Annotated in this window: 27 protein-coding genes; 10 read left to right on the top strand and 17 right to left on the bottom strand. The window is 63.9% G+C overall.

All coding sequences use genetic code 11. The annotated features are described in order from the left end of the window. Positions 1 to 46: 46 nt before the first annotated feature. The 9 genes from LB526_RS17450 to LB526_RS17410 all read right to left on the bottom strand — a co-directional run bounded on the left by LB526_RS17450 (position 47) and on the right by LB526_RS17410 (position 7,284). Positions 47 to 511: a cytochrome c-type biogenesis protein gene (locus tag LB526_RS17450; RefSeq protein ID WP_224628809.1), complete on the bottom strand. Its 465-nt coding sequence runs from the start codon at positions 509 to 511 to the stop codon at positions 47 to 49. Then, positions 508 to 2,493, bottom strand: a complete 1,986-nt coding sequence (locus tag LB526_RS17445; protein ID WP_224628806.1) for a heme lyase CcmF/NrfE family subunit — start codon at positions 2,491 to 2,493, stop codon at positions 508 to 510. The genes LB526_RS17450 and LB526_RS17445 overlap by 4 nt, the downstream gene beginning before the upstream one ends. Before the next feature lie 65 nt (positions 2,494 to 2,558). Further along, positions 2,559 to 2,999, bottom strand: coding sequence for a cytochrome c maturation protein CcmE (gene ccmE, locus LB526_RS17440; protein ID WP_140845772.1), 441 nt, complete (start codon positions 2,997 to 2,999; stop codon positions 2,559 to 2,561). Positions 3,000 to 3,003: 4 nt separating this feature from the next. Continuing rightward, on the bottom strand, positions 3,004 to 4,140 hold the full coding sequence (gene ccmI / locus LB526_RS17435; RefSeq protein ID WP_224628803.1) for a c-type cytochrome biogenesis protein CcmI: 1,137 nt from the start codon (positions 4,138 to 4,140) through the stop codon (positions 3,004 to 3,006). 129 nt (positions 4,141 to 4,269) lie between these two features. Next, complete coding sequence (locus LB526_RS17430) at positions 4,270 to 4,707, bottom strand: hypothetical protein (RefSeq protein ID WP_095766888.1); 438 nt, start codon at positions 4,705 to 4,707, stop codon at positions 4,270 to 4,272. After that, positions 4,704 to 4,847 carry a hypothetical protein gene (locus tag LB526_RS17425; protein WP_176476990.1) on the bottom strand — a complete coding sequence of 48 codons (144 nt, stop codon included), beginning with the start codon at positions 4,845 to 4,847 and terminating at the stop codon, positions 4,704 to 4,706. Before LB526_RS17425 ends, LB526_RS17430 begins: the two co-directional genes overlap by 4 nt. Beyond that, a complete protein-coding gene (locus LB526_RS17420) occupies positions 4,844 to 6,232 on the bottom strand; it encodes an ATP-binding protein (protein WP_224628784.1) in 1,389 nt (462 codons plus the stop codon). The genes LB526_RS17425 and LB526_RS17420 overlap by 4 nt, the downstream gene beginning before the upstream one ends. A 22-nt stretch (positions 6,233 to 6,254) precedes the next feature. Further along, positions 6,255 to 6,920: a response regulator transcription factor gene (locus LB526_RS17415; RefSeq protein WP_224628781.1), complete on the bottom strand. Its 666-nt coding sequence runs from the start codon at positions 6,918 to 6,920 to the stop codon at positions 6,255 to 6,257. Between the two features lie 64 nt (positions 6,921 to 6,984). After that, entirely contained in the window at positions 6,985 to 7,284 is a 300-nt protein-coding gene (locus LB526_RS17410; RefSeq protein WP_095766886.1) for a hypothetical protein, read from the bottom strand. A 216-nt stretch (positions 7,285 to 7,500) separates the two neighbouring features. On the opposite strand from LB526_RS17410, the gene LB526_RS17405 reads away from it, so the two are divergent. Next, a complete protein-coding gene (locus LB526_RS17405; protein WP_224606408.1) occupies positions 7,501 to 7,887 on the top strand; it encodes an ester cyclase in 387 nt (128 codons plus the stop codon). A gap of 230 nt (positions 7,888 to 8,117) precedes the next feature. On the opposite strand, the gene LB526_RS17400 is transcribed toward LB526_RS17405, so the two are convergent. The 3 genes from LB526_RS17400 to LB526_RS17390 all read right to left on the bottom strand — a co-directional run bounded on the left by LB526_RS17400 (position 8,118) and on the right by LB526_RS17390 (position 10,397). Further along, on the bottom strand, positions 8,118 to 8,525 hold the full coding sequence (locus LB526_RS17400; RefSeq protein WP_224544169.1) for a DUF3168 domain-containing protein: 408 nt from the start codon (positions 8,523 to 8,525) through the stop codon (positions 8,118 to 8,120). 141 nt (positions 8,526 to 8,666) lie between these two features. Beyond that, positions 8,667 to 10,220 carry a trimethylamine methyltransferase family protein gene (locus tag LB526_RS17395; protein WP_224628779.1) on the bottom strand — a complete coding sequence of 518 codons (1,554 nt, stop codon included), beginning with the start codon at positions 10,218 to 10,220 and terminating at the stop codon, positions 8,667 to 8,669. Positions 10,221 to 10,232: 12 nt separating this feature from the next. Continuing rightward, a complete protein-coding gene (locus tag LB526_RS17390; protein WP_224628777.1) occupies positions 10,233 to 10,397 on the bottom strand; it encodes a hypothetical protein in 165 nt (54 codons plus the stop codon). Positions 10,398 to 10,571: 174 nt separating this feature from the next. On the opposite strand from LB526_RS17390, the gene LB526_RS17385 reads away from it, so the two are divergent. The 7 genes from LB526_RS17385 to LB526_RS17355 all read left to right on the top strand — a co-directional run bounded on the left by LB526_RS17385 (position 10,572) and on the right by LB526_RS17355 (position 17,370). Next, positions 10,572 to 11,294 (top strand): hypothetical protein, encoded by a 723-nt coding sequence (locus tag LB526_RS17385; protein WP_224628774.1) that lies wholly within the window; start codon positions 10,572 to 10,574, stop codon positions 11,292 to 11,294. Between the two features lie 325 nt (positions 11,295 to 11,619). Further along, positions 11,620 to 13,779 carry a transglycosylase domain-containing protein gene (locus LB526_RS17380; protein WP_224628771.1) on the top strand — a complete coding sequence of 720 codons (2,160 nt, stop codon included), beginning with the start codon at positions 11,620 to 11,622 and terminating at the stop codon, positions 13,777 to 13,779. 80 nt (positions 13,780 to 13,859) lie between these two features. Next, positions 13,860 to 14,444: a DUF1214 domain-containing protein gene (locus LB526_RS17375; protein WP_224545666.1), complete on the top strand. Its 585-nt coding sequence runs from the start codon at positions 13,860 to 13,862 to the stop codon at positions 14,442 to 14,444. Then, complete coding sequence (locus LB526_RS17370; protein WP_095766880.1) at positions 14,437 to 14,985, top strand: DUF1254 domain-containing protein; 549 nt, start codon at positions 14,437 to 14,439, stop codon at positions 14,983 to 14,985. The genes LB526_RS17375 and LB526_RS17370 overlap by 8 nt, the downstream gene beginning before the upstream one ends. A gap of 396 nt (positions 14,986 to 15,381) precedes the next feature. Beyond that, complete coding sequence (locus tag LB526_RS17365; RefSeq protein WP_224628768.1) at positions 15,382 to 16,389, top strand: DUF2336 domain-containing protein; 1,008 nt, start codon at positions 15,382 to 15,384, stop codon at positions 16,387 to 16,389. A gap of 197 nt (positions 16,390 to 16,586) precedes the next feature. Further along, positions 16,587 to 17,015, top strand: a complete 429-nt coding sequence (locus tag LB526_RS17360; protein ID WP_224628867.1) for a MerR family transcriptional regulator — start codon at positions 16,587 to 16,589, stop codon at positions 17,013 to 17,015. Beyond that, the gene (locus LB526_RS17355; protein ID WP_224606425.1) at positions 16,951 to 17,370 is read left to right on the top strand and encodes a carboxymuconolactone decarboxylase family protein; all 420 of its coding nucleotides are present in this window, start codon (positions 16,951 to 16,953) and stop codon (positions 17,368 to 17,370) included. The genes LB526_RS17360 and LB526_RS17355 overlap by 65 nt, the downstream gene beginning before the upstream one ends. A gap of 77 nt (positions 17,371 to 17,447) precedes the next feature. Here LB526_RS17355 and LB526_RS17350 read toward each other — a convergent pair whose 3' ends face one another. The 3 genes from LB526_RS17350 to LB526_RS17340 form a co-directional block, all read right to left on the bottom strand. After that, on the bottom strand, positions 17,448 to 17,795 hold the full coding sequence (locus LB526_RS17350) for a DUF1491 family protein (RefSeq protein ID WP_224545669.1): 348 nt from the start codon (positions 17,793 to 17,795) through the stop codon (positions 17,448 to 17,450). A 69-nt stretch (positions 17,796 to 17,864) separates the two neighbouring features. Continuing rightward, complete coding sequence (locus LB526_RS17345; protein ID WP_224628766.1) at positions 17,865 to 18,653, bottom strand: peptidoglycan-binding protein; 789 nt, start codon at positions 18,651 to 18,653, stop codon at positions 17,865 to 17,867. Beyond that, positions 18,628 to 20,364: a PAS domain-containing sensor histidine kinase gene (locus LB526_RS17340; protein ID WP_224628764.1), complete on the bottom strand. Its 1,737-nt coding sequence runs from the start codon at positions 20,362 to 20,364 to the stop codon at positions 18,628 to 18,630. Before LB526_RS17340 ends, LB526_RS17345 begins: the two co-directional genes overlap by 26 nt. Positions 20,365 to 20,918: 554 nt before the next feature. Between LB526_RS17340 and LB526_RS17335 the strand changes: the two genes are divergently transcribed. Continuing rightward, positions 20,919 to 21,320, top strand: a complete 402-nt coding sequence (locus tag LB526_RS17335) for a DUF5330 domain-containing protein (protein ID WP_224628762.1) — start codon at positions 20,919 to 20,921, stop codon at positions 21,318 to 21,320. A 174-nt stretch (positions 21,321 to 21,494) separates the two neighbouring features. After that, entirely contained in the window at positions 21,495 to 21,923 is a 429-nt protein-coding gene (locus LB526_RS17330; RefSeq protein ID WP_224628761.1) for a SufE family protein, read from the top strand. A gap of 80 nt (positions 21,924 to 22,003) precedes the next feature. On the opposite strand, the gene LB526_RS17325 is transcribed toward LB526_RS17330, so the two are convergent. Together LB526_RS17325 and LB526_RS17320 are read right to left on the bottom strand one after the other, a co-directional pair. After that, entirely contained in the window at positions 22,004 to 22,429 is a 426-nt protein-coding gene (locus tag LB526_RS17325) for a MucR family transcriptional regulator (RefSeq protein ID WP_040991330.1), read from the bottom strand. Between the two features lie 416 nt (positions 22,430 to 22,845). After that, a complete protein-coding gene (locus tag LB526_RS17320; RefSeq protein WP_095766871.1) occupies positions 22,846 to 23,214 on the bottom strand; it encodes a hypothetical protein in 369 nt (122 codons plus the stop codon). Positions 23,215 to 23,254 lie beyond the last annotated feature (40 nt).

Raw genomic sequence — 23,254 nt, 5'->3', positions numbered from 1 at the left:
GATAGCCAAGGGCGGTTGCGGTCAATCGCCAAGCACGGCGATGGCGCTACTCGCGCAGCATCTTATCCAGCGCCGCCTGTTCCTCGGCGCTCAGGGTGCTGTCCGGCACAGTTCGGCGCGAGCGGGCGCTGAGCACGATGAACAGTCCGCCGGCCAGAAGCAGAAACACCGGGGTGCCCCACAAAAGCGCGTTGCGCAGGCTGAAGCGCGGCTTCAAGAGCACGAACTCGCCATAGCGCGAGACGATATAGTCCATCACCTGCTGGTCGGTGTCGCCGGCGACGAGGCGCTGGCGCACGAGGATGCGCAGGTCGCGAGCAAGATCGGCGTCGGATTCGTCGATCGACTGGTTCTGGCAGACCATGCAGCGCAGGCCTTCGGACAGCGCCCGCGCCCTCACCTCCAATGCGGGATCCTGCAGCACCTCGTCAGGCTTTACCGCCTGAGCTGCGCCGGCGAAGAACAGCGCCAGCAGCAGGGCCAGCGAGGCGAGCGAAAATCTTGCGTTCATGGCGAGGCCGCTGCCGCTATCGCAGGCTTGCGCCGCTTTGCCGGCGCGCCGATGCGCAGGCGACGGTCGAGCAGCGATATGGCTGCGCCCGCCATCATCACCAGCCCGCCGCCCCAGATCAGTGTGACCAGCGGCTTCCACCAGAGGCGCACGACGACGGAGCCGTCATTGTTCTCGTCGCCGAGCGACAGATAAAGTTGGCTCAAGCCGATCGTCCTGATGCCGGACTCCGTCGTCACCGTCTGGCGCACCGGATAGAAGCGTTTTGCGGAGGTAATCATGCCATCGGCGTTGCCGTCGGCGCCCATCAGCAGGAAGCGGCCGCGATCCTCGGTGAAGTTCGGACCTTTCCGCGGGGAGAGCCCTTCGAAGCGCAGCGTGTGGCCGGAGAGTTCCACCGTCTCGCCGGGATGCATGCTGAGGATTTTCTCCGTGCCGAAGCAGAGCGTGCCGACGATGCCGAGCAAGGTCAGCCCGAGGCCGAGATGGGCCAATGCCGTGCCGAAGACGGAGCGCGGCAGGCCGGCGAAGCGGCGAAGCATGATTGCCGGCGCCACGGAGCCGAAGCCGGATTTGACTGCAAGGTCGGTCAGCGCGCCGCCGACCAGCCAGACGGCGAGGCCGGTGCCGAGGGCGGCAAAGACCGAGGCGCCGTCGATGAAGAGGCCGGTTACCAGCATCGCGGCGATCGCCAAAGCGAAGGCCGCCATCAGCCGCTGCGAGGCGGCGATGATGTCGCCACGCTTCCAGGCGAGCAAGGGGCCGAACGGCACGATCACCAATAGCGGCAGCATCAGCGGGCCAAAGGTCAGGTCGAAGAACGGCGCGCCGACCGAGATCTTGCCGCCGGTCAGCGCCTCCAGCGCCAGCGGGTAGAGAGTGCCGACCAGCACCGTTGCCGTGGCGGTGGTGAGAAAGAGATTGTTCAGCACCAGCGCGCCCTCACGCGAGATCGGATGGAACAAACCGCCCGCCGTCAGCCGCGAGGCGCGCAGCGCAAACAGCGCCAGCGAACCGCCGATGAACAGCGTCAGGATGCACAGGATGAAGACGCCGCGCGCCGGATCGGTGGCGAAGGCGTGCACAGAGGTCAGCACGCCGGAACGCACCAGGAAAGTGCCGAGCAGCGACAGCGAGAAGGTCAGGATGGCCAAGAGCAGTGTCCAGATCTTCAGCGCCGAACGCTTTTCCATGACGATGGCCGAATGGAGCAGAGCGGTGCCGGCGAGCCAAGGCATGAAGGAAGCGTTCTCGACCGGGTCCCAGAACCAGAAGCCACCCCAGCCGAGCTCGTAATAAGCCCAGTAGGAACCCATGGCGATGCCGCCGGTCAAAAACATCCAGGCGACAAGCGTCCAAGGCCGCACCCAGCGTGCCCAGGAGGCGTCGATGCGCCCCTCGATCAGCGCCGCGACCGAGAAAGAGAAGCAGATCGAGAAGCCGACATAGCCGAGGTAAAGCATCGGCGGGTGGATGGCGAGGCCGAGGTCCTGCAGGATCGGATTGAGGTCGCGGCCCTCGATCGGCGCCGGATTGAGGCGGATGAACGGGTTGGACGTCGCCAGGATGAACAGGAAGAATGCGGCGCCAATCATGCCTTGCACGGCCAGCACATTGGCCTTGAGCGTTGACGGCAGATTGTTGCCGAAGACGGCGACGAGCGCTCCGAAGAAGGTCAAGATCAGCACCCAAAGCAGCATCGAGCCTTCGTGGTTTCCCCAGGTGCCGGTGATCTTGTAGATCATCGGCTGCAGCGAATGGGAGTTCTCCCACACGCTCGCCACCGAGAAGTCCGAGCCGGCATAGGCGCTTGCAAGAGCGGCGAAGGACAGCGCGGTCAATGCGAAGCCGGTGACCGTGACCGGACCACCCACCGCCATCAGCCGCTGGCTGCCGGTGCGGGCGCCGACCAGCGGCACCAGCATCTGCACCAGGGACAGCGCGAAGGCGAGCACAAGCGCGAAATGTCCGGTCTCGACCATTGGTTACCTGTTCTCTCGCAGGTTCTGATCGCAAAACCGCATGGCACTTTTACGGAACCTGCTCATCAGTTCGTGCTTTCCTGCCAAACGCCCTTGGCCTTCAGGCCGTCGGCGACTTCCTTGGGCATGTAGCGCTCGTCATGCTTGGCCAAGACGCTGTCGGCAACGAAGACGCCGTCCGGGCCGAAAGCGCCCTCGGTGATGACGCCCTGCTCCTCGCGGAACAGATCGGGCAGGATGCCGGTATAGGTGACCTTGACTGATTTCTGCTTGTCGGTGACCGAGAAGGCGACGGTGGCGCCCTGCCCGCGCATGATGGTGCCCTTCTCGACGAGACCGCCGAGCCGGATGCGCTGGCCGGGCGGCACGCTTGCCGTGGCGAGATCGGCCGGCATGTAGAAATAGGAGGCCTTCTGTCCCAGCGCATAGAAGGTGAGGCCGGCGGCGGCGCCGAGGAAGGCCAGCCCCGCCAGGATCACCGACATCCGCTTCTGCTTGCGCGTCATTGCCTTACTCCGTCGCCGTCACGCCGAGCGACGCGGCGAAGGCGGTGAATTTCTTGGCCTGTTCACTGTCGGCACCAAAGGCGGCGACAGCGCGGCCGAGCGCGTCGCGCGCCTGGTCGGCCTTGCCAAGCACGACATAGGAACGGATGAGCCGCATCCATCCTTCCTCGTCGCGGGGATTCTGCTTCAATTTGTCGTCGAGACCGGCGACCATGGTCTCGATCATCGCCTGCCGGTCCTGCGGCGACATCTGCTGCGCGGCTTCCGCCTGTTGCGCGTCCGGGCCGTTGGCCGGCGCTGCATCGGCAACAGCCGGGCCGCCCGCATCGGCAAGCGCCTGCCGGACGGCGCTGCGCCAGGGCGAATCAGGCGCGAGCTGGCCGAGCATCTTTTGCCAGGCGGCAACGGCATCGGCCTTCTTGCCTTCCTGTGCCAGGCCCACCGCCAGATAGAAATTCGCCTTGGCGTTGGCCGGATCGAGCTTCAGGGCCGCCTCGAAGGCTTTTTGGGCGTCTGCCGAAACAATGCCGCCGGCAGCGCTCGCGATCGCTTCGCCGAGACCCGACTGGCGCACGGCGCTGTCGCCGTCGAGGCGTATGGCGTTGCGATAGGCGGTCACGGCGTCGGGAAAGCGCTGCAGTCGAAGATAGATCGGAGCCAGCACGTCCCAGCCCTTGCCGTCCGACGGATTGGCGGCGAGATGGGCTTCGGCGCGGGCGACCAGCTCGTCGACCGAGGCATCGGCCGGGTTCTTGGCCAGACGTTCGGCCAGCGGCTGCGAAGGCAGATCGGGAGAGCCGAGCATTCCGTAGAGCCCCCAGCTCAGCAGGGGAACCGCAAGCACGGCTATGCTGGCGACCCACTTGGCGCTGCGCGCAGGCTTGAGTATTGCCGCGTCCGGCTGCACGGCCGCGCCCAGACGCAGGATGCGGCGGCCGATCTCGGCACGCGCCTCGTCGGCCTCCCCGGGCTGGATCAGGCCGCGCGCCATGTCGCGGTCGAGCTCGGAAAGCTGGTCGCGATAGACTTCGAGATCGTGATCGCCGGCCGACGACGCGACTTTCATGCCGCCGGTAAGCGGCAACAGCACGGCCAGGCTGGCGCCCAGGGTGAGGATTGCGGCTATGACCCAGAACAGCATGGCCCTTCCAATAAAGGCAGAGCCCTGCCCTGCCAACACGGACGTACTGCGACGCTTTGACGGCAGACGGGCCGTCCGACCTTGATCGAGGTCAATCCGACCGAATAACGGGGCCGGCCGGGTTTCTTTCTAGGTCAGCGGCGTCCAGCTGCCGTCGGCATTGCGGCAGGCGGTGCCGCGTGCGGTGACACCCGCGCCGCTCGTATAGATGGTGTGGGTGTACTGGCGGCAATCCTGCGAGCCGACCCTGTAAGGCTGGGCGGCGACGACCTCGCCATAATGCGAGGAGTTGTCGCTCTTCCACGTCACCTTCTGGCCGCTGGTGTTGTATTCCAGCGCCTTGTATTCCGCTTCCAGGCCCTTGCGCTTTTCGGCATCGCTGAGGCCCGAACCGATCGACCCGCCGATAAGCCCGCCATTCATGGCCGAAACGATGCCGGTCGACACCTTGCCGCCGGTCGGCGGCGTGGAAACAGGCGTGACGGGAGACGTCGGACCACCCTTGCCCAGAGTCGTGCAGCCGGAAACGGCGAGCAGGGCGGAAACGAGCGCGACGCGAATCTTCATGCCGACAACCGGTTCTCTTCAGCGGGATGGAACTGGATGGACTGGGGGCGCGCCATCAGGACGTTTTCATCGCCATAGTGTTGATATTTGTCGGAAATTTGGCCGTCGGCCGCTGCTCGCAAATCGATAAAAAACATCATTGAAGGCTCCGCAATCCCACCACCGCCCTCAAGCCGCCCATGCCGGACCGTTCCAGCGCCAGCGAGCCTCCATACTCGTTGACGAGGTCGGCGACAATGGCCAGCCCGAGCCCTGTTCCCGGCTTCGTCTCGTCGAGTCTCTTGCCACGTTTCAAAACTTCCCGCGCGCTGTCCTCGGGAATGCCCGGGCCATCATCCTCTATAACGATTTCGAACACGTTGCTCATTCCCGGTGCAAGCGCAACCGAAACGGCAACGGCGCTCTTTGCCCATTTCATCGCATTGTCGAGCAGGTTGCCGAGCAATTCCTCCAGATCCTCGCGCTCGCCGGCAAAGACGATCTCCGCCGGCGGCAGCGACAGCGTCAGCCTGGTTTGCGGATTGAGTTTCCGCAACACGCGCACCATGCGCTCGACCAGCGGCGAAACCGGCGTGCGGAAAACGACGCTGTCGCGCTGCGCGGCGACGCGGGCGCGCTGCAGATAGTGGTCGACCTGCTTCTGCATGGAGGCGGCCTGCTCGGCGATCAACTGGCCCTTGGCGCCGCCGAGCGCGCGGCCCTCATTGATCAGCACGGCTAAGGGCGTCTTCAGCGAATGGGCAAGGTTGCCGACCTGGGTGCGCGAGCGCTCGACGATGCGCCTGTTGTTCTCGATCAGCGCATTGGTCTCGCTGGCCAGCGGCTCGATCTCGGCCGGGAAGCTGCCGTCGAGCCGCTGCGCGGTGCCCTCGCGCACCATGGCGAGCGCATTGCGGACCCGGCGCAAAGGCTGGAGACCCAGCAGGATGGCGATGGCATTGATGGCGATCATGCCGACGCCGAACAGCGAGAGATAGGTGAGCAGGCGACGCTGGAAGCTCGCAATCTCCTGCTCGAGCTCGCTGTGGTTGCCCATGACACGGAAACGCGCGGCGCGGTTCTTGGCGTCGAGCACGAACTCGCTCTCGAACACTTCGAGCCGCTCGCCCTTGATGCCCTCCATCGAGTAGCTGCGCTGGAAGTTCGCATTGAACGGGACCTCCGCGACGCTCGGCGACAGGAGCGAGGTCGTCATCGAGGAGGAATGGATTTCGCCATGCACGCCTTCGGAGGCAGGCTCCACCGACCAGTACCAGCCGGAATTCGGCTCGGAAAAGCGCAGGTCGCCGAGGTCAGGCGAGCCGGTCAGCGCGCCGTTGTCGGAAATGCCGACGGAGCCGATCAGGTTGAACAAATGCGCCGAAAGCAGGCTGTCGAAGCCGCGCTCGCTGGCCTGGCGGTAAAGCGTGGTGATGAGGGTGAAGATGACGACCAGAGTCAGGATCGCCCAGATGGTGGAAAAGGCGATGACGCGGAAGGTCAGCGAGCGCGGCCAGAGCCGCAGCTTCGAAAGCCGCGTTTCCATGGTTGGCTTCAGCGGTTCCGCGTCACGCCTCCGGCTCACGCATGCGATAGCCCATGCCACGCACGGTTTCGATCATGTCGATGCCCATCTTCTTGCGAAGCCGGGCGACAAACACTTCTATCGTGTTGGAATCGCGATCGAAATCCTGATCGTAGAGATGCTCGACCAGCTCGGTGCGCGACACCACCTCGCCCATATGGTGCATCAGATAGGCGAGCAGCCGGAACTCGTGCGAGGTGAGCTTGAGCGGCACGCCGTTGACGTCGGCCTTGGACGCCTTGGTGTCCAGGCGCAACGGCCCGCAGGTGAGTTCCGACGAGGCATGGCCGGCCGCGCGGCGGATCAGCGCCCGCACCCGCGCCAGCACCTCCTCGATGTGGAAGGGTTTGGTCACATAATCATCGGCGCCGGCGTCGATGCCGGCCACCTTGTCGCTCCAGCGGTCGCGCGCGGTCAGGATCAGCACCGGCATCTTGCGGCCGCCGCGGCGCCAGCGCTCGACGACGCTGATGCCGTCCATCTGCGGCAGGCCAATATCGAGGACGACGGCATCGTAAGGCTCAGTGTCGCCGAGGAAGTGCCCCTCCTCGCCGTCATAAGCGCGGTCGACCACATAGCCGGCATCGACCAGCGCGTCGGCCAGTTGCCGGTTGAGATCCTTGTCATCCTCGACGACGAGCACGCGCATGGGATTGAAGCCTGTTGTTGGGTAGACCTATAGGCCGATTCCGCCAGCCTGGGAAACGACAGGGTCAGCCCATCGGAACGACGATTTCCGAGCGGCGCGGACGCTGGCCTTCCTTGCCGGGAACCAGAACGACAATCACGCAGACCTGCTGGCCGCCCCGCGTCGCCTGCGAGGCCTTGGCCAGCGTGCCGCCATTCTGCGCGGCGACCTGCTGGCCGATGGCGTAGCAATCGCTGGCGGCGAGCACCACCGGCCGATCGACCGACGGCTCGGTGACCGGCAGGGCAATCGCCTGCGACGCAAAGAGGCCGGCTGCGGCAAGCGCCAGCACTGCTTTGCGGAGATGAGGGCCAAACTTTTTCATGATCACGGTTCTAACGCATATGGGCTGAACGTGAAATGAACGGTGAACGATCGAAAATCCATGCCCGCCATGCCCCCTATGGACGCCAACGCTCCCTCAAGCCCGGGTGCAAATTCATAGCCGGAAAATAAGTCGGTCCGCTACGCTTTTCGGCCTGCCGATTCCGTGCCCCGCGCTACCTAGTGTAGAAACGCCGGACGGCCATGGGAGGATGCGATGACGCGTGAGGATATTGCCCATCTCTACCGGGGCTACATCGCCTGCCTTAACGAGCAGGACTGGGGCAATCTCGGCCGGTTCGTCGGCGAGGAGGTGCAGTATAATGGCGAGACGATCGGGCTGTCGGGGTATCGGCGCATGCTGGAAGGCGATTTCGAGGCCATTCCCGACCTGCGTTTCAACATCGAGCTTCTTATCTCGGAGCCGCCGCGCGTGGCGGCGCGCCTGCATTTCGACTGCCATCCCAAAGGCGTGCTGTTCGGCCTGCCGGTCCACGGCAGGCGGGTTTCTTTCGCCGAGAACGTGTTCTACGAATTCCACGACAGCCGCATAAGGGAGGTCTGGTCGGTCATCGACAAGGCCGCGATCCAGGCGCAGCTTTAGGGTGTGTTGATGTTCAGGTGAGGCTGCCTGCAAATGCCGGCTTCCTGCGCTCCGGTGCTCACGTACTTTAAGTACGCTCCGCGCCGGCCTTCGCCGGCCGAAGCCCTCATAAGTGTATGCGCTCTATGAAGGCTACGGCCGGCGTAGGCCGGTTCTCGGAAGCCACCCAGTTTGGTCGCTTCGCGCCCGTCTTCGACTCCGACTCGGCCTGACCTGAATCTCAACACACCTTATGCACTTTCCTGGGTCAGCGCGCGGAAGCGCAGCAATCCATGATAGACTGCAAGATCCTCGTCATAGCGCGCCTCCGCGAATTCCAGGGACAGGCGCGTCTGGCCGCGCGGGCCAATGGACAGCGCCGCGCCATCGAGGCTCGCCTTGATGCTGTCCATGATGAGGCGTGTCTCGGCCTCGCCCTGGGCTTTCGACCAGACGTGCAAGGTGACCAGCTGGTCATTGTCGTTGTCGACGCCGGTCTCGAGGTCGAAGGCGCTGGTGCGGCCGTATGTGACGTGCGGAAAGGCGGCCTTGTCGCTCGCCTGCTCGAGCAGGCCCGCGCCGCCAAGCAGCGCCGACAGCGACTCATCGGTCTTCAGCCTCAGGAACAAGGCCTGCATCAAATCGCCAGGCGCCGTCATCTACAGTCCATCGCCAACATGTCTCCGCGCCGCAGCCAATTCCGGCAGCGTAGCCGCGCTCGCGATCCGATGCCAGATCGCAAATCGATTTGAGTATAGCGTGAAGGGCGAAGGTCTAGAATTTATTATGTTTTAGTCAAATCATGAGACCGGAGCCGCACCGCCTTCTTCGGTGCGCCTGGCAATGAACTCGTCGAGCACTCCCGCGGCGGCGGCAGCGGTGGCCGGCGGCTGGAAGTCGGCGACAATCCGCTTCCAGATGCCGGTCGCGCGCTCCGTGGCTCTCTTGCCGCCGGCTTGCGTCCAATTGCCGAAGTTCGACCAGTCGGCCACCAGCGGCTCGTAGAAGGCGCTGCGGTAGCGCGTCATGGTGTGGGTGGCCGAGAAGAAATGACCTCCGGGCTGCACTTCGGCAATCGCTTCGAAGCCAATTGCATCCTCGTCGCCCGGCGTCGTGGCGCAAAGCTCGGCGACCGTCTGCAGCGCCTCGACGTCGGTGATCAGCTTCTCCAGCGAGACGCTGAGACCGCCTTCCAGCCAGCCGGCGGCGTGGATGCAGACGGTGGCGCCGGCCAGCACCGAGCCCCACAGCGCGAACTGGGTCTCGTGCGCGGCCTGCGCATCGGAGACATTGGCGGCGCTGCCGCCGCCGGAGCGCCAGGGCAGGCCGATGTGGCGAGCTAGCTGCCCCGCCCCAAGCGTCGCCTTGACGTGCTCCGGCGTGCCGAAGGCCGGAGCGCCGGACTTCATATCGACATTGGACGAGAAGGAGCCATAGACCACCGGCGCGCCAGGCCGCACGATCTGGGCCAGCGTCAATCCGGCGAGCGCCTCGGCATGCTGCAAGGTCAGCGCGCCGGCGACCGTGATCGGCGCCATCGCGCCCGCCAGGCAGAAAGGCGTGATGACCAGCACCTGGCCGGCCTTGGCGAAGTCGACGATGCCTTGCGCCATCGGGACATCCAGCTGGCGCGGCGAGTTGGTGTTGATGACGGTGTAGCAATAGGCACCGGCGCGGAACTCGTCCTGCGAGAGGCCGCGCGCCAGGCGGATCATCTCGAAGCCGTCCTCCACCTGCGGCGTGCCGCGCGCGAAGACGAAGGGGAACTTGTCCGACAGCGTCAGCTGCGCCCGGTTGACGGCATAATGGCGGAAGCGATTGTCGAGTTCCTGTGGCTCGACGCAAGGCCCGAGCATATGCAGCACGTCGAAATGCTGGACCAGCTTGATGAATTCCTCGAAGGCAGTGAGCGTGCCCGGCCGGCGGCCGCGCTCGAGATCGGTGACATTAGGGGCTCCGGAGCCGGCAAGGAAGGTCATCGAGCCGAGCTCGAGCGTCAGGTCGCGGGAGCGGTCGCCGCCGAGTGCCGGAATCGTGCGCGGCGCCGAGGCGAGCGCGGCTTCGACCATGTCGCGACCGATCCTGACCATCTGGCCGTCTTCGTCGACCAATGCACCGGCCCTGCCGTAGATCGTCCGCGCCTCGGGTAGCAGGACCTTGATGCCTAGCTCCTCCAGCACGCGCAGCGCGGTAGCGTGGATGGCCGCGACCTGGTCGTCGGAAAAGATCGGCTGCGGCAGGAACGGATTCTTCAGCGACCAGTAATTCGGATGGCGGCTCGACTCGCTGCCGGCCTCCCCGGTGCGTCCCCGGCGGCGCTCGCGCCTGAGATCGCGTGCGGCTTCCTCAATCATGGCGGTTCCTCCTCATTGCCGCATCGCCTTGCCTTCGACGTCGCAGGGCGAGGCGCCGATGGCGCGCGCCGGCCGTTCGACCCCGACAATGTGTACGGAAAGCTCGGTCCCCTCCCCGGCTAAACCGTCATCGAGCAACGCCAGGGCGACGCTCTTAGCGACCGTGCAGCAACGCATCCTGCCGGCTCTGAGGTTCTATCTGTTCGTTCAACCCGACGATCGTCGGACACCCACGTCTCGCGACGTTACGAAACGAAGAATTGGATGCATTTTGGAACAATTAAAGATTGTTTCAGTTCAAGGTGCATCACAAAGCCGCGTCATTTCAAGGCAGCGAGTTGACGGCATCCAATGGCGACGGGCGAGGACAAAACCAGTGATAAAACCCTGCAATGCCTCACGACCGAACATTTCGTGTTGCAGACGGCGCGGTCGGCCACCATCCAGGAAGCCAATTCGCGCGCAGACCTTTTCCTGACCGCCGTTTCCAGCGCGACCGTCGCGCTGGCATTCGTCGCTCAAGTGACGCGCATGGGGCAGCCATTCGTTTTTTTCAGTCTGATCCTGCTTCCCTGCCTGTATTTCATCGGCATCGTCACCTTCGTTCGGGCGGTCCAAGTCGCAATCGAGGACATGGTCCTCGCACGTGGCATGGCTCGCATCCGGCACTATTTCGTGGAGACGGCTCCAGGCGTGGAGAAATACTTGATCCACTCCCGTCACGACGACGACGAGGCATTGCTCGTCAGCAAAGCCCTTCATTCCTCACACTGGCAGTCATTCATGAGCACAGCGGGGATGGTGAGCGTCGTCGCCAGTGTCATTGCAGGTGTCTTCGCCGGCGTGCTGGCGAAAGCCGTCGCAGTCCTGGGTATCGTTCCGGCAACCGGAATTGGCATGTTGGTATTCGCCGTCAGCGTCTTCGCCCTTCGTCGATACCAAGACGCTAGATGGAATGCTGTCGAACATATGCTGGACGTGCGGTTCCCAAGCACCACAGCTGCCTCCCGTGGCGCCGGCCGTTCAGATGAACGGGTCGAGAGCACGCCGGAACATAATCGTGCAAGTCTATGAATTTGCGCGGCAAGAATGGGCCAACCTCGCGTGACAGACGCCTCGATGCGGCAAGGCGCGCGTCAGCCATCTCGCCGCCTATCTGCGCTCCTTCATCGGCCAGGAACCGACCGAGGCGGATGCGGTGCATCGTATGCGATTCATCGCAGCGCGGTGATTTCGATCGGCCGTTGACGGCCAGCACACCTCCGATCAACAAAGCTGGTGCTGTGGCTTCGCTGCCCTTGTGAGCGGTGATAAAATGGTCGAATAGTTTGACAGGGTGCCACCCTGAAACTGCCCGCATGCTGTTTTCGGGCGAAAGGGCGTTGGGGCGGAAGTCGGAATGGCAAGTCCTTCGAAACCACGCAAGAGGAGAAGAGGCCGCATCGCTTCGGCGCTGCTCGGCGTCGACGCTTGGTTCGATAGCTCGCTCTACGAGATCGGCTTCAAGGCCCGCGAATTCTGGGAAGCGGCGACCATCTTTTCCCGCCGTTTCCGGGTGCATGGCTGGCGCCGCACGGTCATCGAGGTGCTGAGCGAAGGGTTCACCATGGGCGCCGGCGGCTTCGTGGTGCTGCTCGCGCTCGCCATGCCCGCCTTCGACATCACCACCGGCGACTGGCGCAGCCAGGGCGACTTCGCCGTGACCTTCCTGGATCGCTACGGCAACGAGATCGGCCAGCGCGGTATCATCCAGCGCGATTCCGTGCCGGTCGACGAGATGCCCGACATCGTGATCAAGGCGGTGCTGGCGACCGAGGACCGGCGTTTCTTCGACCATTACGGCATCGATGTCCTCGGCCTGTCGCGCGCGATCTTCGAGAATGTGCGCGCCAACTCCGTGGTCCAGGGCGGCTCCAGCATCACGCAGCAGCTCGCCAAGAACCTGTTTCTCTCCAACGAGCGCACATTGGAGCGCAAGATCAAGGAAGCCTTCCTGTCGCTATGGCTGGAAGCAAACCTGTCCAAGAAAGAGATCCTGCAGCTCTATCTCGACCGCGCCTATATGGGCGGCGGCACGTTCGGCATCGAGGCGGCGGCGGATTTCTATTTCGGCAAGAGCGTCAAGGATCTGAGCCTCGCCGAAGCGGCGATGCTGGCCGGCCTGTTCAAGGCGCCGACCAAATACGCCCCGCACATCAACCTGCCGGCGGCCCGTGCCCGCGCCAATGTGGTGCTGTCAAACCTGGTCGATGCCGGTTTCATGACCGAGGGCCAGGTGCTGCAGGCGCGCCTGCATCCGGCCGACGTCGTCGATCGCGGCGAGCAGAAGAGCCCGGATTATTTCCTCGACTGGGCCTTCGACGAGGTCAAGAAGATCGCCAAGCCCGGCCAGCACTCGCTGGTCGCCCACACCACTTTCGACGCCAACATCCAGAAGGCGGCCGAGGAGTCGGTCGAGTTCCATCTTCGCCAGTTCGGCAAGGAATACAATGTCACCGAAGGCGCGGTGGTGGTGATCGAGACCAACGGCGCGGTGCGCGCCATCGTCGGCGGACGGGATTATGGCACCAGCCAGTTCAACCGCGCCACCAAGGCTCTGCGCCAGACCGGTTCATCCTTCAAACCTTATGTCTACGCCACAGCGATGGAGCACGGGTTCACGCCGGACTCGGTGGTTTCCGGCGGCGCGATCAGCTGGGGCAGCTGGTCGCCGCACAATTACAGCGGCGGATCGGCCGGCAACGTGACGCTGCTCACGGCGATCGCCAAGTCGATCAACACGGTGCCGGTGCGGCTCGCCAAGGATTACCTCGGCATCGGCCCGATCAAGGCGATGGCCGAATCGATGGGCGTGGAATCGCCACTGGAAGCGCACAAGACCATGGTGCTCGGCACATCCGGCATGACGGTGATGGACCAGGCGACGGGCTACAGCGTCTTTGCGCAGAACGGTTTCGTCGGCTCGCGCCACGGCATCACCCAGCTCGTCACCCGCACCGGCGACGTGGTCTATGACTGGGCCAAGGACGCGCCGCCACCGCACCGCGTGCTGTCGGAAAAGGCGCTGAAATACATGAACACCATGCTGGCGGCGGTGCCGGTTATCGGCACCGCGAGACGCGCCCAGCTTCCGAACATCGTCGTTGCCGGCAAAACCGGGACGACGCAATCCTACCGCGACGCCTGGTTCGTCGGCTTCACCGGCAATTACACAGCCGCCGTCTGGCTCGGCAATGACGACTTCACGGCGACCAACAAGATGACAGGCGGCTCCCTGCCGGCGATGGTCTGGCAGCGGCTGATGGTCTACGCGCATCAGAACATCGATCTGAAGCCGATCCCCGGTCTCGACAATCCTTGGGTCGATCCGGAGGTCGCGGCCAAGGCCGAGGAAGCGGCCAAGAAGGAAGCCGACGCAGCGGCGGCGCAAGCCGAGGCCGAGCGCCCGCCGGTGCTTTCCAGCCGCACCAGCCAAACGTTACGGGACATGACCAGGGCGTTCCAGGCCGCGCCGGCGCTCGTTGCGCCCACCATGCCGGAGACGCTTTCGGCGCTTTAGGGCGGCCGTCGCGTGAAGCCGGCTTGCCACGGCACCCCGCGCCGCGATATCCCGGGCAACCTCCTCTGTTTGCGGCTCTCATGCTCAAGAACGCCATCCTGACGCTGCTTTCGCTTGCCATAGCCATCGGGCTTGGCGGCTACAGCGTCTGGTATGCGCTCAACGCGCAGGACGGCGTGGGCGCGATCCGCATCGGCCAATGGACCGCTTTCCCGGAAGTCGGGACACTGGCCGCCGACCCTTATTCCAAGGCGCGCGTTGCACGCGAGGGCGTGCTGGCGCTCGGCCAGGCCGAGGGACTTGCCTTCGTTGCCGAGCGCGACGATGCCGGCGAGCCGCTGAAACGCGAATGCACCTATACGATCGAAGGCGGTTATCCGACCGCCCGCTTCTGGACGCTCTATGCCGCCGACCAGTCGCTTGGCGTGATCGACACAGGCAAGCCGAGGCAGTCGGCGCTGCAATCCTACGAAGTGCTGCGCCAGCCCGACAATTCCGTCGTCATCTCCGTCGGCAGCCGCCCGGCGCCCGGAAACTGGCTGCTGACCGGCGGCTCCGGCAAGATGTATTTCGTGCTGACCTTCTACGACACGCCGATCGCCTCGAGCACCGGCCTCTCGGACGTGACACTGCCGCGCATCCTGAAGGCGGGCTGCAATGCGTAGACTGCTGCATGCCCTGATCCTCGGCCTGCTCGGCGCCGGCATCGTGCACATCGTTGTGCTGTTCCTGGTGCCGGAATTTTCCGAACGCGATGCCTGGTCGCGCCTGGCGATGGCATCCGACTTCTACAAGATGACGCGGCTAGACGCTGAGGCCGGCGGCGCGCCGGTGGTGAAATCGGTGGATCCATTGTTTTATGCGGCCGCCTGCCGCTTCAACCTTGCCGACGGGCTGGTCAGGATCAGGGCACCGGGCGACGTGCCGTTCTGGTCGGCCTCGGTCTACGACCGCAACGGCCACAACATCTATTCCTTCAACGACCACAACGCCAATGGCGAGAAGCTCGACGCGGTGGTGTTGACGCCGGCGCAGATGATCGACGTGCGGCGCGACCTTCCGGAGGATCTGCAGGGCGCGATCTTCGTCGAGGCGCCGATCGAGGAAGGCATTTTCGTCGTCCGCGCCTTCGTGCCGGACGGGAGCTGGAAGCCGATTGTGTCACGCTTCCTCGAGCAGGGCGCCTGCGAATTGCAGGACTACTGAGAAAGGCGCCCAATCAGTGATGCGGCTTGGCAGGAGGCGGAGAGCCCGGCCTATCGGAGCTGCTGTCGCCGGGCCGTGCCTCACCGGCCTGCGGATGCAACTCGTAACGGACGCCGGGGAAAATGATGACCGCCGCCGCCGTCGTGGTGTCGTGACTTGCTCGATTTACTGGTGCCGCTCGCGGCACAAAAGACAGGACCATGCCCATGGTTCGCGCATTCCTCTCGGTTTGACCGGAGCACAACGCAACGCCTCCAAAGTTGATTAAGGGGCGTAGAGGGTTAACGGAGCGCTAACGGATCGCGGCTAATTTGACGTTTGTTTTCCTGAAGGTGCGAAACCGGCCCGGCCGGATTGCGCGGTTCGGGATTGTGTCGAGTATCGGGCGTATCCTCCGTGTCATCTTCCGATTTCAGGCAAATCGCTATCCGGACCGAAGCGGGAAAGGCCGAAAGGCTGTTCCGCGCCGCCGTGTCGGCCTTCTGCTCGCTGACGCGTCCCTCGCGCCGAGAGATCGCCCAGCTCGAAGACCTGACGCTGCCGCTGTTCGACGAAGTTTCGGTCGAGTCGCGCCGCTACGTCGCTGCCGCCCTTTCCGAATGCGACTACGCACCGACGGCATTGGTGCGGCGGCTGGCTGAAGAGCCGGTCGAGATCGCAGCCCCCTTGCTCACCCGCTCCAACGCGCTGAGCGACATCGACCTCATCGCGCTGATCGGCCGGCACGGCCTGCCGCATGCGCGCGCCATTGCGCGCCGCAAGGAGCTCAACCCGACGATCGCCGACCTGATCCGCGTGCTGGAAAGGCCGACGCTGGTCAAGGCACGGCCGCCCGAGACGGTCACCAGGCTTGCGCCGAAACCCGAGCCCGTGGCCAAGGCGGATACCGACCGTCCCGCGCTAGGCGAAGCCGCGGAGCACGCGCGGCGCCGCCTGCGGGCGATGATGCGCCCGACCGGCGACGCTGCCGACGTCAACACCTTCCTTGGCCAGCCGACCTATGTGAAGTTGCGCGAGACGGCGCTGACGGGGAACCTGGCATTCTTCCAGACCGCGCTGGCCGATGCGCTGGAGATCGACTTCGCGACGGCCCGCTCGGTGACCGGGCAATCGGGCTATGTCGCGCTGCTTGCGGCGCTGCGTGCCCTCGACCTCAGCGAAGACAGGGCCTTCCTGATCGCAGTCGCGGTCTATCCCGGCGAGTTCCCGCATCCGCAGGCGATCCGCCTGTTCCTCGACAGCTATCGGCTGCTGCACCGCGAGACGGCGCTGGACAAGGTACGTGCCTGGAAGGCCGAGACGCTTTCGCGGGCGATCCGCGGCAGTGCTTCCGATGCGGTTGATATCGAGAGCCGCGCAGCCTCGAACAGCGACGCGGCGAATGCCAGCGTCAAGGCATCCTGATCGGTTTAAAGCGCCTCGCGCTGAAGGAACCCGGTGGCGACGCGCTTTAAGCGTTTGTTTTTTATTTTAAAATCAACGAGCCGATGTTCGTCGCGAGACCGGGCATTTCCGCGACACGACAAAGTGACAACGCCTCTTGACTTAGAGTGCGCTCTAACTCGTAGCTTTCTGGGCGTCGTGACGAAAGAATGGCATTGATGAAGATTGGCGAGCTGGCGAAGCGTTCGGGACTGTCTGCCTACACAATCCGTTACTATGAGCGGATCGGGCTGCTTCCCCATGCCGACAGGGACCAATCGGGCCAACGTGACTACGACGCATCAATCCTGACCTGGATAGAATTTCTCGACCGGCTCAAAACGACCGGGATGCCTATTCGGGAAATGCTGCGTTACGCGGCCTTGCGGGAGCGCGGCGCCGACACCGAAGCGGAGCGCGGCGCGCTGCTCAAGCAGCACCGTGAGCGTGTCCGTGCGCATGTGGCCAAACTGCAAGCCTGCCTTCTCGTCCTCGACACCAAGATCGCCGGATATGCCGGCGTGAAACAGAGGATGAAGGACTATGACGCATCAATCCACGAACATCGGCGAAAGCCGGCTGGAACGCGGCAAGCGGGCGCTCGCTGAAATCGACGGCGAAGCCGGCCACAAAGTCATTGCCGCCCTGGCTGACATTGCCCCCGACTTCGCGAACTACGTGTTCGAGTTCTCGTTTGGCGACATCTACAGCCGCCCCGGTCTCGATCTGCGCGCCCGTGAGATCGCGACCATCGCGGCGCTGACAGCGATGGGAACCGCGACCCCGCAACTGAAAGTCCATATCGAGGCAGGGCTCAATGTCGGGCTGACCAAGGACGAAATCGTCGAAACCATCATCCAGATGACGGTCTATGCCGGCTTTCCCGCGGCGCTCAACGGGCTGTTTGCGGCCAAAGAAGTTTTCGCCGCCCGGTTTCCCGCCCAGAACGGGGAAGCGGCGTGAACTTTCTGCGCTTCCTCGGCTGCGGTCGGCGCTCTTGCTGTCATGGCGATTCCCGACTCATGAAACGGTAAAACGCCCTAGTCGGCCTTCACCGAAAGAAGCTCTTCGACGGGAACGGTCCCGCCCTCGATCTCGACCACCCAGATGTCGGGATCGAATTTTTTCTCCCGCTCCAGCCGCGCATCGAAGGCCGAGCTGTCGTCGCTCGTGCCGAGCACGGCGAAAAAGCGCTCATCGGGCTTGGCCGAATCGTAGCTGGTCTGCGGCGCCGGCCCGTAGAAGGTCACCTCCCCCAGACGCCCGCGCGACAACACGAAGACGGCGCCAGCCTCGGTCGCGCCGCGCTTGACAACAGCGGCGAAGCCGCCGGCGCCGAACACGCGGCGCATAAGGGCCGAGACCCAGAGATCGGTGGTCACGCGCATGGGAAGGTCCTGGATGTCATGCGCGGTTTCTTACAGCAAGGATGAAAGAACCGAAACGATCGCTGCCGCTCAGTTCGTCAGGCCGATCTCGCGCATTTTGACATAGACGGCCTCGTCCGGCTCGCCGGTCTCGGGCAGTCCGAACAAGGCCTGGAATTCCTTGATCGCGGCCTTGGTGCGGGCGCCGACCTTGCCGTCGAGCTGCATGTCGCCATTGCCGAACGCCTTGAGGCCGGCCTGGATCTTGACGATGCGGGCGTCGGGCGGCTGCGTGGCGCCATCGGCCGGAGCGGAGACCTGGATCACCTGCGGTTTGGCAGACGCGGCGCCTGCACCATCGGCCGGCCGCGGCGCCGGATGGGGAATGGCCGCCGTCGTCTGGCGGGCGCCAAGCTGATCGAGCAGCGCCGTGTCGATCTCGCCCGACCCCGGCAGCCCGACCTTCAGCTGGTAGGCCTGAATGGCCTTGCGCGTGGCCGGTCCGGTGAGGCCGTCGACCGTGCCGTCGTAGAAGTTGAGGTCCTTCAGGATGCCCTGCACCTGCTGGACGACCGGGTCCGGCTTGACCGTCGGCTGCGCCGGCGCCTGGCGCACGATGTTGATGGTGGTCTCCGGTTCGTCGGAGACGGTATGCGGGAAGTTCTCGATGCTTCGGGTGGCGAAGAAGGCTCCGGTATGCGGAAAAGGCTGATACCAGAGCGCGTTGGCCGAGACGTAGAACAGCGTCACCAGGAAAGCGGTCGAGCCGCCGACCAGAACCGGATTGCTGGCGATCAGTTGACCGACGGCAACCGCGCCCTCGGCAAGAACGCCGCGCTCGGATTCGACCACCTTAGGCCGTTTTGCGGAGCGAGCCATTCCTCTCCCCATTTGCGTCCCCCTTCGGCTTGGCCGCCGGCATGGCCAGCACGCCGGATGGCGCACCGGATCGCCGCTTCGGCCCGTTCACCGGCAGGCCGATCGTCACCGTGGTGCCCTCACCCGGCGCGCTCTCGATCGACATCGTACCCTCGTGCAGCGCCACTAGGCCCTTGACCAGCGACAGGCCGAGTCCGGTTCCCTCGAAACGGCGCGTGTAATCGTTCTGGATCTGCATGAACGGCTTGCCGAGATTGGCCATGTCCTCCTCGGCAATGCCGATACCGGTATCGCTCACCCAGAAATGCAGGTGCGAGCCGACGCGCTTGGCGCCGATCACCACGCTGCCGCCATCGGGCGTGAACTTCACCGCGTTCGAGGCGAGATTGATCAGAATCTGCTGGACCGCCCGGCGGTCGGCATTGATCTCGCCCGCATCCGGGGCAATCTGCGTGGCAAGAACTATGCTCTTGGCGTCGGCCAGCGGTCGCATCATCGAGCGGCACATGTCGACGGCCTCGACAAAGCGGAACGGCTCCAGCTCGGTCGCATAGGCGCCCGCCTCGATGCGCGAAACATCGAGGATCGAGGTGACGACGGACAGCAGATGCTGGCCGGACTCCCTGACCAGGCCGACATATTCCTTCTGACGCGGATCCTTGAAGGACCCGAACATCTCATGCAGGAGCATGTCGGAAAAGCCGAGGATCGCATTGAGCGGCGTGCGCAGCTCGTGGCTGACCACCGCCAGAAAGCGGCCCTTGGCCACTTCGGCAGCCGCAGCGGCTTCCCTCGCCTGCGCAAGCTCCTCGCGAAGTGCTGCGACATCGTCATTTTCGCGCAGAACCAGGGTGAAGACGTCGCGGTCGACCGCGCCGCGCAGCAGCTCGAGGCTGAACGGTCGGAAATTGTCGACCGCGCCAGATCCCTCGCGCGGCAAGCGGATGCGCAGATCAAGCCGGCGCTTCGGCGCACCCTCGCGCATGTCGGCCAGAGCGGTGAGATAAGCGACGCGGTCGGAAAGATGGATGCGGTCGAACAGGCCGGTGCCGAGCAGAAGCTCGGGCGCCAATTTCAGGATCGAACGCGTCTTGGCGGACGCGTCGACCACTTCGCCCTGGCGCCCGAGGCGGAGCACGACGGCGTCGATGACGTCCTCGAGACGATCGCCGGCAGGCTCCGCCGACCGCAAGCCGGCCGGGCTGGCGAAGGCGGCGGCGCGCGGCAACAGCGTCAGCGCCCAGGCGAGCGGCAGCAGCCAATGCCAGGTGGCGATCTCGCCGAACGGCAGCAACTGCCCAGCAAAGGGCTGCAGCACGATAGCGGCAAGCGCCGCCAGCGCGCCCGTCAGCGCGGCGCGCCGCGATCCTGAGACCCACCAGCTTTCAACCGGCAATGCGACAGCAAGGAGTGCCGCCGGCGAGGCCAATCCGCCCGCCGCAGCGATAGCGCCGGCTAGGGCAAGCCCACCCAACACGACCGCCATGCGGCCGGCAAGCGCCACATGGCCGGTGGCCGCCACCAGAAGCGCCGCGAACCAGCACAGGCCGAAAGCGGCAAAGATCGCGGCTATCGTGACGGCAGCGCCGAGACTTGAAGTGACCAGCGTGACCGCGGCGCCCGCGGCAAGGAAAGGCGCGGCGAGCATGACGCCGATGAAGCGGCGCTGGCGCAGGCGTTCCGCCTCACCCGTCACGGTCGGGTGAACCATGCGTTCGCAGCCGGCGGAAACCGCGCCAGGCAATTGAACGTATCTGGCTGAAATAGAACTCAACGCACGCGTACCCGGTCGTGAAAAACGCCTGCCTGGCAGGTGACTCATCAATTGGCTTGAAACTCGCATCCAGCGTTTAAGGAATGGATAAGGCTGGCGAAGCCGGCGACCGCGCCAAGGCAAATATTGTGATGCCAGCCCGGCAAAGCATGCCGAGTTGGCGCCATGGTAAACGGCGGGTTAGCCGCAAGGCCTGTGCCAAAACGGGCCGAAACTTGAACCGGCTAAGTTCTGCCTGGAATAAAGTTGTTTGATAACAACGCGATATATGGTTATCATAAAGTTAACGGTATGGATGAGATTCGACACAAGCCCATGTCAAAACCGATCCTTTCGAATTTGCCTAAAATTTGAGGAAAATTCGCGGCTTCGATGCAAGCCGTCCTTTGCGTGACCATGCCACTATTGTGCCATAAAAGAGGTCATGCCGATGGATGCGTGATCCGTCACGGATGGATGCATCATTCCATCCCCGATGAGAGGCAAGTAAGATGGGCTTTCTGATCAGGATGGCTTTCTGGTTTTCGCTGGTGCTGCTGGCGCTGCCGCTCGGCGTCGGCCCGGGCGAGAACGGCCAGCAGAGCGTCGGACCGATCCAGGCGCTGTTTGCGGCGCGCGAGGCGGTCGGCGACATTGCAGGGCTCTGCGAGCGCAAGCCCGATGTCTGCGAGACCGGCAAATCGGCCATGTACACCATCACCGTTCGCGCCAAGGAAACGGCCAAGATCGCCGCGGCCATGATCGACGACAAGCAGTCCGGGCAGTCCGGGCAGGTAGGCACGCCCGAAACGAAGGTCGCGGATGGCTCCGTCACGACCACCGGCAGCGTCGCCGAGGACATCGTGTTGCCGACCAAGGTCAACATTCCGGTGAAGTTGACGGCCAAGAACTGAGTTCTTTCCGGCTGTTCGCTCGGCACTTTAATTTTAGCGCAATTCCTGGCGCAAAACCGCCTACGCACGTTTCCCAGAATTGCTCTAACGCCGTGGGCCCCGTCCGACCTCTCGACGCCCGCGGCGTCTTTCTTTTTCCGTGACGCGGCCGTGTCGGGCCACTATATGCGGGCAATGGCCACCTCGATTCAGACCATCCGCGACGACTTTTCCCTGCTCGACGAGTGGGAGGACCGTTATCGCTATGTGATCGAGCTCGGCGAGAGCCTGCCGCCTTTCCCTGATGAGGAGCGCACGGCTGCGAACAAGGTGCCTGGCTGTGTGAGCCAGGTGTGGCTCACCACCAAGCAGGGAGCGGGCGCCGATCCGGTGATCGGCTTCCAGGGCGATTCGGACGCCCATATCGTGCGCGGCCTCGTCGCCATCATGCTGGCGCTGTTTTCTGGCCGGCGGGCAAGCGAAATCCAGAACACGGACGCCGAAGCGACCCTGAAGGAGCTCGGCCTTGACGAGCATCTGTCGCCGCAGCGCGCCAACGGCCTGCGTTCGATGGTCAAGCGCATCAAGCGCGATGCGGAAGCGGCGCTGAAGCAGACGGCCTGATCCGGCCGATATCGCTCCCGTCAGGAAAGCAAAACGGCGCCGTAAGGGCGCCGTCGAACTGCTTGACGAGCTGGGACCTATCAACGGCCCTTGCGCTTGCGGCCCAGACCCATCTTCTTGGCGAGCTGCGAGCGGGCGGCAGCGTAATTGGGGGCGACCATCGGATAGTTGGCGTCCAGGCCCCACTTCTCACGATACTCTTCCGGCGTGAGATTGTAGTGGGTCATCAGATGCCGCTTCAGCGACTTGAACTTCTTGCCGTCCTCGAGACAGACGATGTAGTCGTCATGGACCGAGCGCTTCGGATTGACGGCCGGCTTCTGCTTCTCAGCCGACGGCTGCTCCGACGAGCCCCCGACGCGGCCCAACGCGGCATGGACGTCGGCGATAAGGTTCGGCAGTTCCCCAACAGGCACCGGATTGTTGCTGACATAGGCGGCGACGACATCGGCGGTCAGCTCGATCAGCGCGTCACCGTTTTTCGAAGGTGTTTCGACGATTTCCATAGTGCTAAGGCCCCAACGAGAGTTGTTTCTAAAACTGCGCCCTTTTTTGTGGATCGGGCATCGCGCGGATTTCGTTCAGGAAAGGCTCTGAGATTCGCGTCGGTTATCTTAATGACGCCGCATTGAAAGTAAGTCAATTCGCATATTGACTTATATTGGTCGATATTCATCAACTATTGCCGATTCAGCTTCAAAAATTCGTGCGCCGTGTAACTTCGCGAGATTTTTCTGGTCAGACCAGCATGGCATGACGTTGCGTCATCCGCATGTTAGACATCCGATCGCCACTCGACACCACGTTCAATGCTTGGCTAATGCTTGGGTGCCCTTTCGCCTGCACAACGAATCCTGCGGCACAGCGAAGCGCAAGGATACCGCCTTGGCGGCTGGACCGACAAGGCGACGCGACAGATCCATCAGTAAGGCGCGATATGTTTCCCGTAGACCCAGCCGGTGACGAAATGACCATTCTGCGCCGGATCGTGCCAGATCTCGCACCAGCGATAGCGGATCGCCTGGCGCTGCTTCCATTGTGGCTGCCGGCCGATATCGAGCAGGTTTACACCGCCGGTGCAGCGGCCAGTCATCTGCAGCACGGTGCCGTTCGGATAGGCGGCCTGTTTCTGCGATGTATTGGACGGATATTTTCGAGCATTGAGCGTATCACCGAACGGCACGCCCGCCACTTGCCAGGCGGCAAAGACGGTTGCATGAGACTGGCTGGAAAAAGCCAGACCTGCCGCTACGACGGCAACTGACATTGCAGTAGAAACACAGGATTTCATCTTTCCCCCTTCGACTTAGCTTCTGTACCACCTTGAACCG

The organism is Mesorhizobium sp. CA6 (assembly GCF_020165035.1).
Classification (GTDB): Bacteria; Pseudomonadota; Alphaproteobacteria; order Rhizobiales; family Rhizobiaceae; genus Mesorhizobium.
This window is presented reverse-complemented; position numbering and strand designations above follow the sequence as displayed.

Bases quoted from the DNA above. Each gene is read 5' to 3' on its own strand.
- LB526_RS17450 (WP_224628809.1), bottom strand. From the start codon at position 511: ATGAACGCAAGATTTTCGCTCGCCTCGCTGGCCCTGCTGCTGGCGCTG.
- LB526_RS17445 (WP_224628806.1), bottom strand. From the start codon at position 2,493: ATGGTCGAGACCGGACATTTCGCGCTTGTGCTCGCCTTCGCGCTGTCC.
- ccmE (WP_140845772.1), bottom strand. From the start codon at position 2,999: ATGACGCGCAAGCAGAAGCGGATGTCGGTGATCCTGGCGGGGCTGGCC.
- ccmI (WP_224628803.1), bottom strand. From the start codon at position 4,140: ATGCTGTTCTGGGTCATAGCCGCAATCCTCACCCTGGGCGCCAGCCTG.
- LB526_RS17430 (WP_095766888.1), bottom strand. From the start codon at position 4,707: ATGAAGATTCGCGTCGCGCTCGTTTCCGCCCTGCTCGCCGTTTCCGGC.
- LB526_RS17425 (WP_176476990.1), bottom strand. From the start codon at position 4,847: ATGATGTTTTTTATCGATTTGCGAGCAGCGGCCGACGGCCAAATTTCC.
- LB526_RS17420 (WP_224628784.1), bottom strand. From the start codon at position 6,232: ATGGAAACGCGGCTTTCGAAGCTGCGGCTCTGGCCGCGCTCGCTGACC.
- LB526_RS17415 (WP_224628781.1), bottom strand. From the start codon at position 6,920: ATGCGCGTGCTCGTCGTCGAGGATGACAAGGATCTCAACCGGCAACTG.
- LB526_RS17410 (WP_095766886.1), bottom strand. From the start codon at position 7,284: ATGAAAAAGTTTGGCCCTCATCTCCGCAAAGCAGTGCTGGCGCTTGCC.
- LB526_RS17405 (WP_224606408.1), top strand. From the start codon at position 7,501: ATGACGCGTGAGGATATTGCCCATCTCTACCGGGGCTACATCGCCTGC.
- LB526_RS17400 (WP_224544169.1), bottom strand. From the start codon at position 8,525: ATGACGGCGCCTGGCGATTTGATGCAGGCCTTGTTCCTGAGGCTGAAG.
- LB526_RS17395 (WP_224628779.1), bottom strand. From the start codon at position 10,220: ATGATTGAGGAAGCCGCACGCGATCTCAGGCGCGAGCGCCGCCGGGGA.
- LB526_RS17390 (WP_224628777.1), bottom strand. From the start codon at position 10,397: ATGCGTTGCTGCACGGTCGCTAAGAGCGTCGCCCTGGCGTTGCTCGAT.
- LB526_RS17385 (WP_224628774.1), top strand. From the start codon at position 10,572: ATGGCGACGGGCGAGGACAAAACCAGTGATAAAACCCTGCAATGCCTC.
- LB526_RS17380 (WP_224628771.1), top strand. From the start codon at position 11,620: ATGGCAAGTCCTTCGAAACCACGCAAGAGGAGAAGAGGCCGCATCGCT.
- LB526_RS17375 (WP_224545666.1), top strand. From the start codon at position 13,860: ATGCTCAAGAACGCCATCCTGACGCTGCTTTCGCTTGCCATAGCCATC.
- LB526_RS17370 (WP_095766880.1), top strand. From the start codon at position 14,437: ATGCGTAGACTGCTGCATGCCCTGATCCTCGGCCTGCTCGGCGCCGGC.
- LB526_RS17360 (WP_224628867.1), top strand. From the start codon at position 16,587: ATGAAGATTGGCGAGCTGGCGAAGCGTTCGGGACTGTCTGCCTACACA.
- LB526_RS17355 (WP_224606425.1), top strand. From the start codon at position 16,951: ATGACGCATCAATCCACGAACATCGGCGAAAGCCGGCTGGAACGCGGC.
- LB526_RS17350 (WP_224545669.1), bottom strand. From the start codon at position 17,795: ATGCGCGTGACCACCGATCTCTGGGTCTCGGCCCTTATGCGCCGCGTG.
- LB526_RS17345 (WP_224628766.1), bottom strand. From the start codon at position 18,653: ATGGCTCGCTCCGCAAAACGGCCTAAGGTGGTCGAATCCGAGCGCGGC.
- LB526_RS17340 (WP_224628764.1), bottom strand. From the start codon at position 20,364: ATGGTTCACCCGACCGTGACGGGTGAGGCGGAACGCCTGCGCCAGCGC.
- LB526_RS17335 (WP_224628762.1), top strand. From the start codon at position 20,919: ATGGGCTTTCTGATCAGGATGGCTTTCTGGTTTTCGCTGGTGCTGCTG.
- LB526_RS17330 (WP_224628761.1), top strand. From the start codon at position 21,495: ATGGCCACCTCGATTCAGACCATCCGCGACGACTTTTCCCTGCTCGAC.
- LB526_RS17325 (WP_040991330.1), bottom strand. From the start codon at position 22,429: ATGGAAATCGTCGAAACACCTTCGAAAAACGGTGACGCGCTGATCGAG.
- LB526_RS17320 (WP_095766871.1), bottom strand. From the start codon at position 23,214: ATGAAATCCTGTGTTTCTACTGCAATGTCAGTTGCCGTCGTAGCGGCA.